Here is a 19083-nt window from a genome sequence, read left to right on the forward strand (position 1 = left end):
TATGAAAAAGAAATTCTTATGTAGCACACTTGCAATGGCGATGGCAGCTTCCATGCTGTTCGGATGCGCAAGCGAGAGCAAGAACGAGACAACCGCAGCAGCAGGCGAGACAACCGCAGCGGCTGCTGAGACAACTGCAGAGGCAGCAAAGGCTGAGACAAACGGCGAGAAGTTAAAAGTAACACTTCTTGTTACCGGCTCCTTCGGCGATAAGGCATTCAACGACTCCGCACAGGCCGGTATGGAAAAGCTTGAGGCTGAGCTTGGCGATAAGGTTGAAGTAAACATGGTCGAGATGGGCAGCGACAAGACAAAGTTTGAAGGTTCCATGTTAGACGCTTGTGAGTCCGATGCAGACCTTATTATCACAGGTCTCTGGGACATGAAGGAGATCACAGAGAAGGTTGCTCAGGAGTTCCCGGAGAAGAAGTTCATCATCTTTGATACAGATGTTGACTACACGCTTGGTGATTTAAGCAACGTATATTCCATGAGCTACAAGCAGAACGAGGGCGCATTCCTTGCAGGCGTTCTTGCAGCAAGTGCGACAAAGTCCGATATGGAATACGCAAACGAGGACAACGTGATCGGTTTCGTAGGCGCAAAGGATACAGCAGCCGTTATCAACGACTCTGCAGTCGGCTTCATCGAGGGCGCTCAGTTCGTAGATCCGGATGTGAAGGTACTTGTTTCCTACGTTGGTTCCTATGTTGACTCCGCAACAGCAAAAGAGCTTGCGATCACTCAGTACTCCAACGGCGCTGACGTTGTATTCGTAGCAGCAGGTCCGGCATCCGTAGGTGTTATCGAGGCAGCAGCAGAAAGTAAGAAGTACTGCATCGGTGTTGACTCCGACCAGGCACTTGCTTACGAGGGCAAGGACGAGGCAAACTTCATCATCTCTTCCGCGATCAAGGGCGTTGGCGACAGCATCTACAATGCAGTTGAGAAGGCAGTTGACGGAACACTTCCGTACGGTGAGTACCAGATCCTTGGAATCGAGGACGGCGTTGTAGGTCTTGCTGACAACGATATTTACCAGTCTGTTGTTTCCGATGATGCGAAGAAGGCTGTCGAGGATGCAAAAGAGAAGCTGCTCGCAGGCGAGGTTACCGTTGATTCCGCTTATGGTATGGATGAGGCAACTCTGAAGGGAATCATCAACGGAGCTCAGTAAAACCCATCTCCAGTTGAGACATGCATCGGATCGGGCGTAGAAAGGTGTTGCAAGCTTGCTTGCATAAGCCTTTTTACGATCGGGTTGGTATATGGGCATGTCGGAGCAGCGAGTCTTTGTCTCCTGTATTCATGCGGAGAAAACCGAGATATGGTGTTTTTGCCCGGTTCCCGGAACATCTGGGGATGGGCAGGATACCGTATCGCGGCTCCGCGAATCGCAGGAGATTTTTACATTTACGCGGGCGTAGCCCAATGCCCGCATTTGCATTATATTTGCGATTCAGGCAGTTACGAACAGGAACCACTTTCACAGGCAGACAAAGATGCCTTACTTGGAGGAAACAATGGAGCAGGAGATCATTTTAGAGGCCCGGAACATCACAAAAGTCTATCCGGGCGGCGTTGTGGCAAACCATAATGTCAATCTGCAGATCAAAAAGGGTGAGATCCATGCCCTCGTCGGCGAAAACGGCGCGGGAAAATCTACCTTAATGAAGATGCTGTTTGGTATGCTGGCACCGACGGAGGGCCAGATCTTCGTGGATGGAAAAGAGGTACATTTCTCATCATCCAGCGACGCGATCGCGGCCGGACTCGGCATGGTACACCAGCATTTCATGCAGGTCCCGTCCATGACTGTGGCGGAGAACCTGATTCTCGGCGCAGAGACAGGAACTGCATTTAAAGTAGACCGGAAAGAGGCGGTGCGGATCACTACGGAGCTTTCCGACAAATATAATCTGAAAGTAGAGGCAAAGGAAAAGGTCGAGGACATTTCTCTTGCCATGCGTCAGAAGCTTGAGATCTTAAAGGCACTCTACCGGGGTGCCCATATTCTGATCCTGGACGAGCCGACAGCCGTGCTGACACCACAGGAAACAGAAGAATTATTTGAACAGTTAAAACTTTTAAGAGAAAACGGCCACACGATCATCTTTATCTCCCACAAATTAAACGAAGTCAAGGCACTCTGCAACCGTATGACGATCCTCCGGGACGGAAAGACCATGGGAACATACGAGATCTCCGATCTTGATGAACAGGAGATCTCCCGCCTGATGGTCGGCCGCGATGTCAGCCTGAATATTGAGAAAGAGGAGATGGAGTTCGGAAAGAACGTATTCTCCGTCAAAGACCTTGTCTACGTAGACCAGTTTGGAAAGACGAGACTGGACCATGTTTCCTTCACGATCAAAGAAGGACAGATCTTAGGTATCGCCGGAATTGACGGAAACGGCCAGTCGGAGCTCGTCGAGGCCATCGTCGGAACCTTAAAGCAGCAGCAGGGAACCATCACCATGAACGGAAAGGATATCTCCAATGCCCCGGTGCTTGCGCGTCAGGAGACGGGAATCTCCCACGTTTCCGAGGACCGTATGAAATTCGGTACGGCACCGAAGCTTTCCCTGGAGGACAACGCGATCTCCAAGGTCTACTATACCGATAAATTAAAGACCCACGGACTCCTGGACAGTAAAAAGATCAGCGAGTTTACGAACCGGATCTTAAAAGAGTTCCTTGTAAAATTCGATAACTCCAAGCAGTCCATCGCGGAGCTTTCCGGCGGTAACGTCCAGAAGGTAGTTGTCGGTCGTGAATTTGACTATGAGCCGGATCTTCTGATCATGAACCAGCCGACCAGAGGTATCGACGTCGGAGCCATCGAGTTTATCCGTAAGAAGATCGTGGACATGAGAAGCAGAAAGAAAGCGATCCTGCTTGTATCCGCGGACTTAAGCGAGATCCTTTCCTTAAGTGATACGATCCTTGTCATGCATGAGGGCCGCATCGTCGGACATATCTCCGATGTGAAGAATACGTCAGAGAACGAGCTTGGTCTTTATATGCTGGGTGTAAAAGAAGATTCCAAGGAGCAGATCGGAGGTGCTTACTGTGAATAAAAAATTTACGATCGTAAGACTTCTCTGCGCGTTTGCCATTGCCATCGCCTTGTCGGTAGCGGTGATCTTCGCAGTCAGTGAGGAGCCGGTGACCGCGATCTATAACCTGTTTTTAGGACCGCTGCAGTCCAAACGTCACTTTTTTGAAGTGTTTGCCAGCAGCGTGCCGTTGATCTTTACGGGACTTGCCCTGGGACTTGTATTCAAGTCCGGCAACTTCTCCATGATCGCGGACGCATGTCTCTACACGGGCGCTGTTGTGACAGCGGCTCTCGCCATCAAGACATCCCTGCCGTTCGCAGTACACCCGATCGTGATCATGATCGCGGCTGCGGCTGTGGGTGGGCTGATCGGAAGTATCCCGGCGCTCTTAAAGGTGTATTTCCACACGAATGAGCTGGTAACTTCCTTAATGTTCAACTATGTGTTCTTTTACCTTGGGATCTACAACGTGACAAAGTTCCTTGCTGACCGTGAGGCGGGAACCTTTGCATCGAAGAAATATCAGGCAACAGCATCTCTCGGAAAGCTGATCTCCGGAACGAACTTCCATGTGGGATATCTCATCGCCATTGCAGCGGTGATCCTGTTATATATTCTTGTATACAAGACGAAGTTTGGTTATGAGGTGCGCATTTCAGGAAGCAACCCGGAGTTCGCGAAGTATTCCGGAATCCGTACCAGCCGTGTCATCATCATGACCCAGGTCATTGCGGGTGCCGTTGCGGGGCTTGGCGGTGCAGTCGAGCAGATGGGAATGTACCAGCGTTTTAACTGGCAGGATTCTCCGTCCTACGCTTGGGATGGTGTTATTATCGCGATCCTGTCCGGCAATAATCCGAAGATGGTACCGTTCGCGGCATTTTTCCTGGCATACATCCGTGTCGGCGCGGACCTGATGTCCAGACGTTCCGATGTCCAGAACGAGCTGGTATCCATCATCCAGGCGGTTCTGATCCTGTTTGTGACGGCCGAGCGGTTCATGGCAGGCTGGAAACAGCGCGAGGAAGCGAAAAAAGCACTGAAAGGGGAGGCGTAACAGATGGGAATCTTACAGGAAATTTTAAAAACATTGAGTCTCCCGGAGTTCTATTTCGCAATGTTTCGAAGCGCGACACCGGTGCTTTTAACGACACTGGGGGCTATGATCTCCTCGAGATCCGGAACCAGCAACATCGCCCTTGAGGGAACGATGCTGATCTCCGCCTTTGTGGGCGTTGTTGTCAGTGCGTTCTCCCAGAGCGCCTGGATCGGATTTTTGGGCGCGGTGCTTGCAGGCTTTATCGTCAGCAACATCCTCGCCTACTTTATCCTGAAATTAAACTCCAACGCGGTCATCTCGGGTATCGCGTTAAACACCTTCGCCTCCGGCGGAACGATCTTTGTCCTGTACCTGATCACAGGCGAAAAGGGTGCGTCCACATCCCTGTCGTCCTTAAAGCTCCCGAGTGTGACGATCCCGGTCGTCAAGGATATCCCGGTGATCGGCACGGTGCTTTCCGGCCATCATGTGCTGACCTACGCGGCGCTGATCCTGGTGGCAGTTGTGTGGTACATGTTTAAGTATACAAGACTCGGCATGCATATCCGTGCCGTCGGTGAGTCCCCGGATGCGGCGGAATCCGTCGGAATTCCGGTAAAGAGGATCAAGTACATCGCCCTCTGCTTAAGCGGAATGATGACCGGTATGGCTGGCGCGTTCCTGTCCATGGGATATGTGGGACTCTTCTCCTCCGGTATGACAGCGGGGCGTGGTTACATCGCTCTGGCAACTCAGGCCATCGCGGCGGGAAATGCCGTGATCGGCATGCTGGCATCTCTGTTATTCGGATTCTGCCAGAGTCTTGCGAACTATCTCCAGAACTCTTCGATCCCGCTGCAGTTTATCCAGATGATGCCGTATCTGATCATTATTATCGCGTATACGGTTTACTGCGCGATGGTGGAGCACAATAAGAAGAAAAAACAGATGAAGGCGGCGGCCGGGAAATAAATTTGCTATTACTCACCACCTAAAGAGGTGGGAGGCTTCTCGACTGAGATAAAAAACGGCAGCAGAGTGCGGTCGGAAAGAATTGATGCAAGCAGCTCCTGACATAGGGGCTGCTTTGTAGTAAATTAGAAGATCTGTGCAGCGATTGTGCTGACTGTACGAAAACACAACATAGAAGACACAATATAGAAGACACTGAATAGTTTAGAAGGGAGAATATTGTCAGATATGAGCCATATCGTAGAACTTCACTTACATCTGGACGGATCGCTCCGCCCGGAGACCGTCTGGGAGCTTGCAAAAGAGCAGGGCGTGGAGCTTCCGGCAAAGAGTGCGGAGGAAGTAAAATATATGATGGAAGTCCCGGAGGACTGTAAGACTCTGGAAGAATATTTGGAACGTTTCGATCTTCCGTTACTCGTCTTACAGAAGGCAGATGCCATCGAGCGTGTGACCTTTGAGCTGGTGGAGGATCTTGCGAAAGAGGGCGTGGAGTATGCGGAGCTTCGATTTGCACCGCAGTTTTCCATCAAAGACGGACTAACTCAGGATGAGGTCGTCGAGGCAGCCATCCGCGGAGCAGAACGCGGCATGAAGATGTATCCACAGATTCGTGTGGGTCTGATTCTCTGCTGTATGCGTGGAGCGGATAATGAGGAGCTGAACATGCAGACGGTAGAAACTGCGAAGAAATATCTTGGGGATGTGGTCTGCGCGGTGGACATCGCAGGCGCGGAAGGCCTGTTCCCGACTGAGAATTTCGCCCCGGTATTTGCGAAAGTCCGTGAGTACGGCGTTCCGATGACGCTCCATGCCGGGGAGGCGGCTGGTCCGGACAGCATGAAGACAGCGCTTTCCTTCGGAACAAAGCGGATCGGACACGGTATTGCAGCCATCGATGATCCGGAACTGATCAAGAGACTTATCGACGAGAATGTGACCCTCGAGGTCTGCGTTACCAGCAATTATCACACAAAAGTAGTTCCGGCGATCAACATGCACCCGATCCACAAGCTTCTTGAGGCAGGTGTCCATGTAACCGTAAATTCCGACAACCGCACCTGTTCGAGAACTACACTTCAGAAAGAGAAGGAAGTGCTGAAGGAGGAACTTGGTTTCACCGACGAGGAGATCGAGAAGATGCAGGAATACGCGTGGGAAGCACGTTTTTTAAAATAACAGGATATCGGAGCGAAAAGCATATAGCAATCCGGCATCAAAGAATCATAAGAAGGAAACGTGTGAATGTAAGGGGGCAGAGTATTGCCTCCTTTTTCCATGCCGCGGAATGACAAAAACCTGATTTTCCGCTGGCTGGAACATGTTTCCGTGAAATTATACGAAAAAAAATAGGGGAATTGTAGCATATGCCAAAACTCCGGCTCGATGTAGCAAAAGCTTTGCATTGAAGATTGGATAATGCTAAAATGAAATTGTAATATTTCGATAAACGGAACAGTATTCCGATACGCGGAATAGCATAGAAACGATAACTCATTGACATAAGCCAGCCACGGATCCTGTGGCTGCGCACATTACAGAAATTGGAGGAGACTATGCAATTGATCGACCGGGCATTGAATGCCCTGGAAATACTGAGCCAAAATATGAATGGAATGTCGGTGACGGATCTAGCGGAGCAGCTTGGGATCCCGGCAAGCTCCACTCACAGGATCCTTTCAAGCTTAAAGGGAAATCATTTTGTCGTTCAGGACGAACATACGAAAAAATATCGTCTTGGATATAAGATCTGCGCAATCGCTACCGGGGTCGTAAAGGGAAGTGCGCTGACGCAGGCGGCACAGATGCCTATGCGGAGACTGGCGGAAAAGATCGACCGGAATGTGGTCCTCTGCATCATGGAGCATGGAGCAGTGATGAATGTGGCATGCAGCGAACGCGGCGATTCCAATATGTATATGGTTAAGATCGGACATGAGATCCCGTTCTATTCCACGTCGGCTGGCCGTGTTTTTATGGCTTACATGAACCGGAGCGAGGCATTGGATATTCTTGATCGTGAGAAACGCACGAAAACGACGCCGAATACGAAAACGGATCTGAAGGAGCTGAATGAAGAGCTGGACCGCATTCATAATCAGGGGTATGCGGTCATTGACGAGGAATTACAGATGGGGATCATCGGCGCAGCGTGCCCGGTATTTGACAGAAACGGAGAGCTGGCGGCTGCGATCGCGTTTACGTCCATGAAGGATGGGGATACGGAAAAAATGTTCCAGAGGATCTGTCAGCTTAAGAAATGTGCGAAAGAAATTTCCGAGGCAATCCGATAGAAAAAAGGAGATTTGTTATGAGCGAGTATAGTGTAGAGTTAAAGGGCTTAAATAAGGTGTACAGTAACCTGCTAAAAGAGGATACGATCGCACTGAAGGATATCAACCTCCAGATCCGTCCGGGGGAGTTTATTTCTATCATCGGCCCGTCCGGCTGTGGAAAATCGACACTTTTGCGGATCATTGGAAACCTTGATAAACCGACCTCCGGTACGATCGAGTATCGCGACGGGGCAGACCAGCAGATGGGATTCGTATTTCAGGATTCCGTTCTTCTCCCGTGGAAAAATGTGAGACAGAATGCAGAATTTCCGTTAGTGATCCAGAAAAAGCAGACGAAAGAGAATGAAGAGAAACTTGACGAGCTCCTGGAACTTGCAGGGCTTTCGGAGTTTAAGACTGCGCTTCCGAGAGAGCTTTCCGGCGGTATGAAACAGCGTGTGTCCATCGTCCGGGCGCTTTCCTACGACGCTCCGTTACTTCTGATGGATGAGCCCTTCGGAGCTTTGGATGCCCTGACCCGTGACCACTTAAATGAGGAGCTTTTAAAGATCTGGCAGAAGACGAAAAAGACGGTTATTTTCGTTACCCACAGCATCGAGGAAGCCACCTTCCTGTCGGACCGCGTTCTCGTCATGTCTGCGAGACCGGGAAGAGTCAAGGAGATGGTGGAGATCGATCTGCCGCGTCCAAGGGGAGAGGCAACGAGAAATGATCCGAAGTTCACGGAATACAATAAGTATCTGAGGGGGATCATCGGATGAAAAAGAACGGAAAACTTCAGGGACTCCTGAGAACCATCGGGGAATACGCGCTTTCCGTCGGCGTGTTTATCGCGCTCTGGTGGATCTACGTTGCGGTAAAGCATGTCCCGGCGTACATCCTGCCGTCTCCGCCGAAGGTCTGGAGCAGCCTTGTCAAAATGTTTGTAAAAGGAACTGTATACGCACATCTCTGGACGACGACTTATGAGGTCATTCTCGGATTTGTGATCGGCGCCTTTTTAGGAATTGTTCTGGGATATGTGTTTATCAAGATCGATGCCTTAAAAACGATGCTGATGCCGTACCTGATCTTCCTTCAGACGGCACCGAAGATCGCACTTGTCCCGTTATTCGTCGTATGGTTCGGAATCGGACTCGTATCAAAGGTTGTTTTGATCATATCCATGGTCCTGTTCCCGGTATTGTCGGGAATGATGCTGGGTCTGGAATCGATCCCGCCGGATGTCAGAAACCTGATGAAGATCTTAAAAGCGTCAAAATGGCAGGTGTTTTCACAGGTTGAAATGCAGTATTCATTACCGGCGCTGTTTGCAAGTCTGAAGGTCGGTATCGTTCAGGCAGTCATCGGTGCGATCGTTGCCGAATGGATGTCCGGAAAACAGGGTCTCGGATATATCCTGACTTACGCGTCATCGACCTATGACACCCCGATGCTGCTCGCGGGCATCATCGTCACGATCATTCTGGGAATCGCGACGTATCAGGTGATCAGTGTGCTGGAGGATAAGTTCCTGTACTGGCACGAATCGAAAAATTAGTGCTCAGCCCGCCGCTTCTGACAAAATGCGGTGTGCTGGATGAGAGAAAGATTTTGGGAGGAAATGAGTGTGAATTTTACATCGGCTTCATCACCGACGATGAATGGAAAAATGCCGCATATCCAGTGTACGGCTGAGGAGATCGGAGAGATCGTACTGCTTCCGGGTGATCCGGGGCGCGTTGCCATGTTCGAGAATCTTTTAGAGGATTATAAGATCGTCAGCAACTACCGGGAATATGTGGTTGGAACCGGATATTACAACGGAATCAAAGTTACAGTGTGCTCGACTGGAATCGGTGGTCCATCAACAGAGATCGCTGTGCTCCAGCTGATCGCCCTCGGCGCGAAAGCTCTGATCCGCATCGGCGGGACCGGCGTGCTGAAAGAAGATGTACCGTGCGGGGCGATGGTCTTGAACACGGGTGCTGTCCGGAAAGGCGGTGCTTCCTGCTTCTACGCTCCGTCTGAGTATCCGGCATTAGCCTCATTTGAAGTGCTGGATTGCTTAAAGCGCGCGTGTGAGGAGAGAAAGAACGAATATTCCATGGGAATCTGTATGTCGGTCGGTTCCTTCTATCACGGACAGGGACGTCAGATGCCGTTTGAGACAGGATATGATGAAAATGCTGTTCTGGAACAGTATGAAAAATGGAACATTCTGAACATGGAGATGGAGGCGGAGACGATCTTTACGCTGGCATCGTTAAACAATGTTCTTTCCGGAAGTATCTGTGCAGTACACTGCAACCGGATCACGGACCAGTGGCTGGTGGATTTTGAACCGGCCCAGAAGGAGATGTGCAGAACGGCTCTTGCCGCGGGAGAAAAGCTTTATAAGGAATATCTGCACAGAAAGTAACGGATTGTAAGGCCTGCGGGCCCGCCCGCTGACCGCAATCAAATAAAATATAGATAATGACCCGGCCAAAAATGGCGAGGGAAATTATAGATGCCGGAAATGCAGTTCCGGTAAGACAAAGAACCAATGTATTTATAAAAAGGAGAAGGAGAGTACCATGAAGAAAAAAATTCTTGCAACCGTACTGACAGCGGCAATGGCAGTGTCCATGCTCGCAGGATGCAGCTCTGAGAGCGCAAGCAAAGCAAGCGAAGCAGCAGCAACGACCGCAGAGGCAACGACAGCCGCAGAGGAGACAAAGGCTGAGGAGACAACGGCGGCAGAAGCAAAGGACACAGGCGATTTAAAGACGGTTTCCATTCAGATCGATGGTTCCGCAGTTCCGTATTACGCACCGTTATACCTTGCGCAGGAGAACGGATATTTTGCGGAAGAGGGACTGAATGTTGAATTTTATTATGCAGCAGCCGCCGATATCGTAAAGAACGTTGCAGCAGGCAATGTTGAGTTCGGTTTCCCGAACGCAGATGCAGTTGTAGCGGCAAAGGCACAGGGTATCCCGGTTAAAGTTGTTCATACAACCTATCAGGAAGGTCTCGGCGCGATCATCTTCGGAAGCGATTCCGGAATCAGCACACCGGCTGACTTAAAGGGCAAAAAAGTAGCAGTTACAAGCCTTGGAAGCGCAAACTACTTCCAGCTTCAGGCAGCTATGGAGTCTGCAGGCCTTACGATCGACGATGTACAGGTTGAGATCGTTGGTACAGGCGCAATTCTGACAGCACTCACAGAGGGTCAGGTTGACGCGATCGTGTTCTCCAAACTCAGAACCATCGAGTTAAACAACTCCGGTTACGCGGCAAGCGAGATCACATGCGACCAGTTCCTTCCGTCCTTCGGCAACGTATTAGTTGCAGGCGACAAGTTAGTAGCAGAGGATCCGGAGACTGTTGACGGATTCTGCCGCGCGTTAAACAAGGCGATCGAGTACATCATCGACGGTCACGTTGAGGAAGCTGTTGATATGTCCATCGAGAAATATGCACCGACCTTCGCTGAGAAGAGAGATGTTGTTGTCCAGATCTTAAACGATGTATTCGTAAAGACCTTATGGCAGAGCGATTACACGAAGGAGAACGGAATCGGCGCGTCCAACCCGGAGAAGTGGCAGGCACTGATCGATGAGTCCAAGGAGATCGGCAATATCGACGAGACCTTCGATGCATCTGAACTCCTTTACACACCGGCAAAATAAAGAATTTTCCCCGCTTCGGACGGGAAGAGCTATGAGGTGAGAGATGTTTTACAGAAAATATAGAAAAACCATTCTTCCGGCACTGTTTCTGCCGCTGTTTCTGATCGTGTGGGAACTGTATATCCGGATCTTTCATGTACCGAACTACCTGCTTCCCGGTCCGGCAGAGCTGGCGAACTCGATGGTAAAGCTGTTTGTGAGCGGTGATGTGATGAAACATATCCGCGTTACAATGGAAGAGATCCTGGTGGGAACGGTGATCGGTATCGTGATCGGACTGGTCCTCGGCTATATTATGGCGAAGATCCGCTTTATTGAGCGTCTGATCATGCCGTTCGTCATCATTATCCAGACAGCTCCGAAGATCTCTCTGGCACCGCTTTTCATCCTCTGGATGGGACTCGGAATCGAATCCAAGGCGGCGTTAGTTATTCTGGTTGTATCGTTCCCGATCATGATCAATGAGGTATCGGCGATCCGCTCCATAGAGGATAATGTATACAATCTGATGAAGGTGTTAAAGGCCAGCAAATGGCAGACCTTCTGTAAGATCGAAGTTCCGTATTCGATCGAGATGATGTTATCTGGAATTAAGCTTGCCTTAACGCAGGCGATGACAGGCGCGGTCATCGGTGAGATGATCGGAGCGAAAGCAGGTCTTGGATATCTGCTTACGCTGGGCAGTGAGACATACGATATCAAGATGATCCTGAATGCGGTCATTCTTTTAAGTGTGATCGGTTTGGCGCTTTACCTGATCTCGGAGCTGATCGAGAAGAAGGCGCTTTACTGGAAAGTGATCGATAAGAGTGTGGTAGGCTGAAAATAGACAGGTCCTCATATGGCGGTATGCTGTGTGGGGACCTGTTTTTTGTAACAGGAAATTCCGGGGAATTTTGTCACAAGCGACCGGGCGAGGCGCGAGAATGTGCCAAGGCACATTCTTTTAATATTATATGGGATTATTTTTTCGATGGTAAAACATTAGGAATAATGTTATACTGAACCTATATGCGGGCCACACATTTTCTGAATGTTCCGGCATTTATCGAAGAAAATCCGGAGCAGTCCGGTGGCTGAAAAAGTGCGATAGAAACGGAGAAGTTGTCTATGAAAAAAATGATTTCCTGGAATGTAAACGGGCTGCGTGCCTGCCTGGGAAAGGGATTTTTAGAATATTTGAAGGAGTCGGATGCAGATATTTTCTGTATTCAGGAGAGTAAGCTGCAGGAAGGGCAGGTGGAGCTGGAGCTTCCGGGATATCACCAGTACTGGAATTACGCGGAAAAAAAGGGATATTCCGGTACGGCGATGTTTACGAAGGAAGAACCTGTCTCAGTGACCTACGGTCTTGGGATCGAGGAACATGATCATGAGGGCCGGGTGATCACGGCAGAATTTCCGGAATACTATGTGGTCACCTGCTATACCCCGAATTCCCAGGACGGCTTAAAGCGCCTCGATTACCGGATGCAGTGGGAGGACGCATTCCGGGCGTACTTAAAGGAACTGGAGACGAAGAAACCGGTAATTTTCTGCGGTGATCTTAACGTGGCACATCAGGAGATCGACTTAAAGAATCCGAAGACGAACCGGAAGAATGCAGGTTTCTCTGATGAGGAAAGAGCGAAATTTACGGAGCTTTTAGAGGCTGGATTTGTTGATACGTTCCGATATTTTTACCCGGATCAGGAAGGGATCTACTCCTGGTGGTCTTACCGGTTCTCGGCAAGAGCGAAGAATGCAGGGTGGAGGATCGACTACTTCTGCGTTTCAGAGAGTCTGAAGGACAGGCTTGTGGACGCGAAGATCCATACGGAAGTATTAGGAAGTGATCATTGTCCGGTGGAATTAGATATCCGGTAGAATAGATTTTGTGCAGTGATCGGCTTAAGGCAAAATTGTATATATGGGTAAAAGCCTTGTGCAGTTATCTGCACAAAAATACGTATTTTCAGATTTAGAAAATCAATGTGCCTAGAACATACCTGGTGCAGATATTAATTTTAGAAAGAGATAGTAGGTTGACATAACATGAATTTAGTGACGGCAGAACATCTGACGAAATCATATACGGAGCGGCTGCTCTTTGACGATACCGATTTTTCCATCAACGAGGGTGACAAAATCGGTCTCATCGGAATCAACGGAACAGGAAAATCGACGTTATTGAAGCTGGTGGCGGGACTTGAGGAGCCGGACTCCGGCCGGATCGTCCGCGGACGGAATCTGGATATCCGATATCTCCCTCAGAACCCGGTATTCCATCCGGGCGAGACGGTGCTGGAGAGCGTTTTAAGGGAAAATGAGGGACATGAACATGTCTGGGATATCGAAAGTCAGGCAAAATCCATGTTAAACCGCCTCGGAATCCCGGATTTCAACGAGAAGGTGGAGCATTTATCCGGCGGACAGAAGAAGCGCGCGGCGTTGGCATCTGTACTTTTATCGACGGCGGAGCTTCTGATCTTAGACGAGCCGACAAACCATCTGGACAGCGAGATGGCGGACTGGCTGGAAGATTATTTAAAGAAATTCAAGGGCGCACTCCTTATGATCACCCATGACCGGTATTTCCTTGACAGCGTGACGAACCGGATCGTGGAGCTGGATAACGGAAAGCTTTACAGCTATCAGGCAAACTACGAGGGATTCCTGGAGCTGAAGGCAGAGCGCATGGATATGGAAAAGGCCTCTGAGCGCAAACGTCAGTCGATTTTGCGGACAGAACTCGCATGGATGCAGAGAGGCGCCCGTGCCCGCTCTACAAAGCAGAAAGGCAGAATTCAGCGGTTTGAGGCACTGCGGGATAAAAAGGGACCGGTGGAGGACGGAAAAGTCGAGATGGAGTCCATCTCCAGCCGTCTCGGCCGTACCACCATCGAGATCTCGGATCTCTGCAAATCCTACGGGGACAAGGTTCTTGTAAAGGATTACACCTACTTTTTCTTAAAGGATGACCGCATCGGCTATATTGGTCCCAACGGAAGTGGAAAATCGACGTTGATGAAGATGATCGCCGGCTGGATCAAACCGGATTCCGGAACGATCGAGATCGGACAGACCGTAAAGCTTGGATATTTTTCACAGGAAAATGAGGACATGGACACGAGCCTCAAGGTCATCGACTATATTAAGAATGTTGCGGAGTATGTAAAGACAAAGGACGGCAGCATCAGCGCGTCCCAGATGCTGGAGCGGTTTTTATTCCCGCCGTCTGTCCAGTATACCGTGATCGAGAAGCTGTCCGGCGGCGAGAGAAGACGCCTTTATCTTTTGAAAATCCTCATGAGTGCACCGAATGTCCTGATTCTGGACGAGCCGACGAATGACCTTGATATCCAGACGCTGATGATCCTGGAAGACTATCTTGACAGCTTTCAGGGGATCGTCATCACGGTATCCCATGACCGGTATTTCCTGGACCGCGTGGTCGGCAGGATTTTCGCCTTCGAGGGAGATGGAAAGCTTCAGCAGTACGAGGGCGGATTTACGGATTACCAGGCAGCGAAGGCGGAGCGGGAAGCGAAGCTTGCGGAGAGCGCGGCGGAGAATCCGGCGGCAGCGAAGAAGTCTGCGGATAAGGGAAATGACGCGGCTGAGACAGACAGCGCATCCCGCGGAAACGGGAAGCCGAGAGAAAAGAAGCTGAAATTCAGCTACAAAGAGCAGAGAGAGTGGGACACCATCGAGGACGATATCGCGCAGCTGGAAGAGGCGGTGGAGAACCTGGAAAAGGAGATCGAGGCGTCCGCGACAAACTTTACAAAGCTCAATGAGCTGATGAAGGAAAAAGAAGAGAAGGAAGCGCAGCTCGAGGAGAAGATGGACCGCTGGGTATACTTAAACGATCTGGCGGAGCAGATCGAGGCGCAGAAGAACAATAAATAAAAGACAGGATCGTCTGATTGCTGCGGCCGGAATAACTTTGAGCCTGACGGCAGGCGGAACTGGTCAAGAATAACTATGTCGGGGAAAACGGGGGATTTTAGAATGGCAGAATATCGAAACAAAAACAGAATCCTGTATCCACTTGGTGTCACGCAGGAGGCAGATGGAGTTCGGATCCTGGTGCAGGGGCGTGCGAAGGAGGTTTGTCTGCTCTTATACAGACCGGGAGAAAAAACGCCATGTGAGGAGATCCCGTTTGATCCGAAATACCAGATGGGAGATGTGTGGGAACTGGCACTGGACCGGACAGATTTTGCATCATTTGAATATAATTTCATGATAGATGGGAAAATTGTGACAGATCCTCATGCGCGGATCATCACAGGCCGGGAGAAATGGGCAGACTGCAAACGTGCCGGAAAGCCGGTGCATGGACGGGTGCTGTCAGAGGAGTTTGACTGGGAGGATGATGTAAACCCGGAAACCCCTTATGCAGAAACGATCCTCTACAAACTCCATGTCAGGGGATTTACGGCACATGCGTCCTCCGGGGTATCTGCCCGTGGAACGTATGCCGGTGTCGTTGAGAAGATTCCATATTTAAAGGATCTTGGGATCACAGCGGTGGAGCTGATGCCGGTGACGGAGTTTGATGAGATTATGATGTCAGCCTCCGGGAGCGGATTCCACGACGCGAAGCCGGAACCAACAGGATACTTAAACTACTGGGGGTATGGCCCGTCCTACCTCTATGCAGTAAAGTCGGCGTACGCGTCCCATGGGGAGATGTCGGCGGAGTGTGAGTTTAAGACACTGGTAAAAGAATTACATAAGGCCGGGATCGAGTGCATCCCGGAGATCTATTTTACCGGAAAAGAGCTTCCGGGGGAGATATTGTCTGTACTCCGGTACTGGGCGGAAGAGTACCATGTGGACGGCTTTCACCTGTCAGGATTCCCGGATCTCTCCCTGGCTGCGGAGGATCCGTTCTTAAGGCGGACGAAGCTCTTTGCGGAAAATTGGAATGAGGTCATGAACCGCCGCCCGAAGCAGGGCTATATTACGCCGGGGGACGGCGTGGTTTCCGTGGAGGAGAAGAACCTCGCGGAGTACAACATGCAGTTCATGGAGGACATGCGCCGGTTCTTAAAGGGCGATGAGGGAATGTTGTCGGCCTTTGAGTTCCGGAACCGCAGAAACCCGGCGGAGTATGCTGTGATCAACTACATGGCGAACACCAATGGATTTACGCTGATGGACGCTGTCTCCTATGACAGGAAGCACAACGAGAAGAACGGCGAGGAGAACCGGGACGGAAGCGATTACAATTATTCCTGGAACTGCGGCGCGGAAGGTCCGACGAGAAAGAAAAAGATCGTGGAGCTGAGGAAACAGCTCTTAAAGAATGCGTATCTGCTCCTGTTTTTAAGTCAGGGTGTTCCGCTTCTCATGGCGGGCGACGAGTTCGGGAACAGTCAGGACGGAAACAACAATGCCTACTGTCAGGACAATGCGGTTTCCTGGTTAAACTGGAAGCTTTTGGAGCCCCACAAGGATCAGGTGGAATTCGTAAAACGTCTCATTGCGTTCCGGAAAGCCCACAAGATGTTCCACATGGACCGGGAACCGCGGATCATGGACTACAAGTCCTGCGGAAGACCGGATGTGTCCTACCACGGGGAAAATGCCTGGAAGCCGGAATTTGAGAACTTCCGCCGCCAGTTCGGCATCCTCTACTGGGGCGCCTACGCAAAACGCCCGGACGGAACCGATGATGCGAACTTCTATGTTGCCTACAACATGCACTGGGAACCTCATATGTTCGGACTGCCGCATCTGCCGAAAGGCGCGAGATGGCGCGTGATCTGCAGCACCGCGGATCCGGATGTGGAAGATATTCCGGCAGACGGAACCAGTGAGACGTTGAAAAACCAGATGATGCTAGCGGTGCCGCCGCGGGGGATCATGATCCTCGAGAGCTTTGCGGATCCGGACGGGGAGAAGGAAGCAAAGCACAGTAAAGGAAAAAAAGAGAAAATGGAAAAGACTGAAAAAGCGGGCGCTGCAGAGGCAAAGAAGTTATCGCAAGAACCTGAACGAAAAGAATAGAATTCGTAACTATTCAGTACCTTCATAGTTACACGCAAAAATCCCTGTCACCAGGACAAATAATAGTCTGTTTGTAAAACGCTATTATATGCCAACCTGGGTGACAGGGATTTTATATAATAATGGATTCACTCAGAACCCGGCATGTTTGCAGTCTGCTCTATTTATTCCGGATAAACAAGCTGTTCGTCGCGGATGTCTTCAAGCACCTCATCATAGAACTTTCCAGCAAGATATTTTGCCATCGGGAGGTTCATATCGAGGTAGTTTCCACAGTCGCGGGCAGCGGCACCCGGAACTTCGCCCTCGTAGTCACGGATGAAGAGGAACATCTCCTGGAGAAGCGGGATGATGTCCGCAGACTCATAATCGCCAGCGAGAAGCAGATAGAATCCGGTGCGACATCCCATCGGGCCGAAGTAGAGCACTTTATCTTTGTAAATACGGTGGTTTCTTAAGAAGGTTGCGCCGAGATGTTCGATCGTATGGACCTCTGCAGTGTTCATAACCGGCTCAAAGTTCGGACGGGTCATACGGATATCGAAGGTCGTAACATGGCTGTCTCCGGCGACATCCCTGCGGGAAACGTAAACGCCGGGAATCAGTTTCAGATGATTGACAGTGAAGCTTGTGATCTTTTCCATAATCAGATACACCCTTTCGTGAGTTTTGCTGTTTGTTGTTGTACACAGGTTGGAATTTTCCGAACTGAAAATTCTGTACAATACAGAGGCAGATGCCGTCTGACTGTACCAACTTTTATTATAAAGGGGAGACCGTGTGGTTACAAGATGGAATTTGTAAATTGTCAGTACCTGTTCAGCAGATCTGCTCCCTTCAATTGTCAATTTATTCTTGTCTCACTTTCTGATTTGTACTATAATAACGTGTAACGGGATTTTTGAACTGAAACATATCCCATAAGGAGTGGCTATGAAATTACTGGCATATGAAGTAGACAAAAGATCTTTTTTAGGTGTATTGAATGAGGATGAAACCTGGGTTTATCCGGTTTCTGCTGCGGGAATGGAATATCGGTCCATGAAGGATCTGATCCGCGAAGCGGGACCGTCTGAGATGGAAATGCTGGATTATATTTCAAAGAAGATGCCGGGAGATGTGACCGGTGCGGCATCGGTGGAAGAGATCAAGGTCGTATCTCCGATCGCGGAGCCGGATCAGGACATTATCTGCCTGGGAATCAACTATATGGATCATGCGAAAGAGTCTGCGAGATTCCAGAAAGAGGAATTCTCAAAGCCGGAGAAAGCAATTTATTTCTCCAAGCGCGTAAATCGCACAAATGATCCGGACGGAATCATTCCGGCACATAAAAACCTGACAAACCAGCTGGATTATGAGGCAGAGCTTGCCGTTATCATCAAGAAAGACGCGAAGGACGTAAAGCCTGGAGAGGTAAAAGATTATATTTTCGGTTACACGATCATGAACGACGTCAGCGCCAGAGAGGTGCAGACGGAACATAAACAGTGGTATTTCGGAAAGAGCCTGGATGGATTTACACCGCTCGGTCCGTGTATCATGACCGCGGATTCCACTGCGTTTCCGCCGGTGTTAAAGATTCAGTCTAAGGTAAACGGAGAACTCCGCCAGAATTCTAATACAGGGCTCTTTATCCATGGAATTGAGGAAGTGATCTGTGAACTCACACAGGGCATGACCTTAAAAGCAGGAACGATCATCGCGACAGGAACGCCGGCAGGAGTCGGCATGGGATTCGTTCCGCCGAAATTCCTTGAGACCGGGGATGTTGTGGAGTGTATTATTGAAGGAATCGGTACGCTTAGAAATACGGTCGGTGAATAAATAATCAGACGGTATGCGATACAGGATATAGACATGGAAGAGCCATGCCGCAAAAATAAGATAAGATCAGCATAGCTGCCATGAAGGGAGCAGGAAGCCGGTCAGGATGACGGGCTGCTCTTTTCATGGCTTTTTGTTGCCGTGTGCCGTGCACCTGGAAGCCAGGGAAGCTTTCAGCGGCTGTATCTGCGCGAAAATTCAGATGGCGGAAGACGGCTGCGCCGGTGCGG

The 19083-nt window shown here is 50.1% G+C and carries 16 protein-coding genes; 15 read left to right on the plus strand and 1 reads right to left on the minus strand.

Going from position 1 to position 19083, the window contains the following annotated elements; translation table 11 throughout:
- Position 1 precedes the first annotated feature (1 nt).
- The 14 genes from DW826_RS08090 (at position 2) to DW826_RS08155 (ending at position 17026) form a co-directional block, all read left to right on the plus strand.
- A complete protein-coding gene (locus tag DW826_RS08090) occupies positions 2–1177 on the plus strand; it encodes a BMP family ABC transporter substrate-binding protein (RefSeq protein WP_117552478.1) in 1176 nt (391 codons plus the stop codon).
- Between the two features lie 346 nt (positions 1178–1523).
- A complete protein-coding gene (locus DW826_RS08095) occupies positions 1524–3080 on the plus strand; it encodes an ABC transporter ATP-binding protein (RefSeq protein WP_117552479.1) in 1557 nt (518 codons plus the stop codon).
- Positions 3073–4119 carry an ABC transporter permease gene (locus DW826_RS08100; protein ID WP_117503706.1) on the plus strand — a complete coding sequence of 349 codons (1047 nt, stop codon included), beginning with the start codon at positions 3073–3075 and terminating at the stop codon, positions 4117–4119. Before DW826_RS08095 ends, DW826_RS08100 begins: the two co-directional genes overlap by 8 nt.
- A 3-nt stretch (positions 4120–4122) precedes the next feature.
- On the plus strand, positions 4123–5073 hold the full coding sequence (locus tag DW826_RS08105) for an ABC transporter permease (protein WP_117470508.1): 951 nt from the start codon (positions 4123–4125) through the stop codon (positions 5071–5073).
- Positions 5074–5301: 228 nt separating this feature from the next.
- Positions 5302–6252 carry an adenosine deaminase gene (gene add / locus DW826_RS08110; protein WP_117470509.1) on the plus strand — a complete coding sequence of 317 codons (951 nt, stop codon included), beginning with the start codon at positions 5302–5304 and terminating at the stop codon, positions 6250–6252.
- Positions 6253–6629: 377 nt separating this feature from the next.
- The gene (locus tag DW826_RS08115) at positions 6630–7367 is read left to right on the plus strand and encodes an IclR family transcriptional regulator (RefSeq protein ID WP_117470510.1); all 738 of its coding nucleotides are present in this window, start codon (positions 6630–6632) and stop codon (positions 7365–7367) included.
- Positions 7368–7384: 17 nt separating this feature from the next.
- Entirely contained in the window at positions 7385–8131 is a 747-nt protein-coding gene (locus tag DW826_RS08120; RefSeq protein ID WP_015552253.1) for an ABC transporter ATP-binding protein, read from the plus strand.
- Positions 8128–8910 (plus strand): ABC transporter permease, encoded by a 783-nt coding sequence (locus DW826_RS08125; RefSeq protein ID WP_015552254.1) that lies wholly within the window; start codon positions 8128–8130, stop codon positions 8908–8910. The genes DW826_RS08120 and DW826_RS08125 overlap by 4 nt, the downstream gene beginning before the upstream one ends.
- A 63-nt stretch (positions 8911–8973) precedes the next feature.
- Entirely contained in the window at positions 8974–9771 is a 798-nt protein-coding gene (locus DW826_RS08130) for a nucleoside phosphorylase (protein ID WP_117470511.1), read from the plus strand.
- Between the two features lie 157 nt (positions 9772–9928).
- Positions 9929–11026, plus strand: a complete 1098-nt coding sequence (locus DW826_RS08135; RefSeq protein ID WP_117470512.1) for an ABC transporter substrate-binding protein — start codon at positions 9929–9931, stop codon at positions 11024–11026.
- Positions 11027–11069: 43 nt separating this feature from the next.
- Positions 11070–11849: an ABC transporter permease gene (locus DW826_RS08140; RefSeq protein WP_117470513.1), complete on the plus strand. Its 780-nt coding sequence runs from the start codon at positions 11070–11072 to the stop codon at positions 11847–11849.
- 287 nt (positions 11850–12136) lie between these two features.
- The gene (locus tag DW826_RS08145; protein WP_117470514.1) at positions 12137–12892 is read left to right on the plus strand and encodes an exodeoxyribonuclease III; all 756 of its coding nucleotides are present in this window, start codon (positions 12137–12139) and stop codon (positions 12890–12892) included.
- A 168-nt stretch (positions 12893–13060) separates the two neighbouring features.
- Positions 13061–14917: an ABC-F family ATP-binding cassette domain-containing protein gene (locus DW826_RS08150; protein ID WP_117552480.1), complete on the plus strand. Its 1857-nt coding sequence runs from the start codon at positions 13061–13063 to the stop codon at positions 14915–14917.
- A 102-nt stretch (positions 14918–15019) separates the two neighbouring features.
- Complete coding sequence (locus DW826_RS08155; protein ID WP_242994065.1) at positions 15020–17026, plus strand: alpha-amylase family glycosyl hydrolase; 2007 nt, start codon at positions 15020–15022, stop codon at positions 17024–17026.
- A 164-nt stretch (positions 17027–17190) separates the two neighbouring features.
- Here the strand turns inward: DW826_RS08155 and DW826_RS08160 are convergent, their stop codons facing one another.
- On the minus strand, positions 17191–17670 hold the full coding sequence (locus DW826_RS08160; RefSeq protein ID WP_021904447.1) for an S-ribosylhomocysteine lyase: 480 nt from the start codon (positions 17668–17670) through the stop codon (positions 17191–17193).
- A gap of 289 nt (positions 17671–17959) precedes the next feature.
- Between DW826_RS08160 and DW826_RS08165 the strand changes: the two genes are divergently transcribed.
- Entirely contained in the window at positions 17960–18853 is an 894-nt protein-coding gene (locus tag DW826_RS08165) for a fumarylacetoacetate hydrolase family protein (RefSeq protein WP_117552481.1), read from the plus strand.
- Positions 18854–19083: the final 230 nt, after the last annotated feature.

It is taken from the genome of Clostridium sp. AM34-11AC (assembly GCF_003435375.1).
In the GTDB taxonomy this organism is placed as follows: domain Bacteria; phylum Bacillota; class Clostridia; order Lachnospirales; family Lachnospiraceae; genus Pilosibacter; species Pilosibacter fragilis.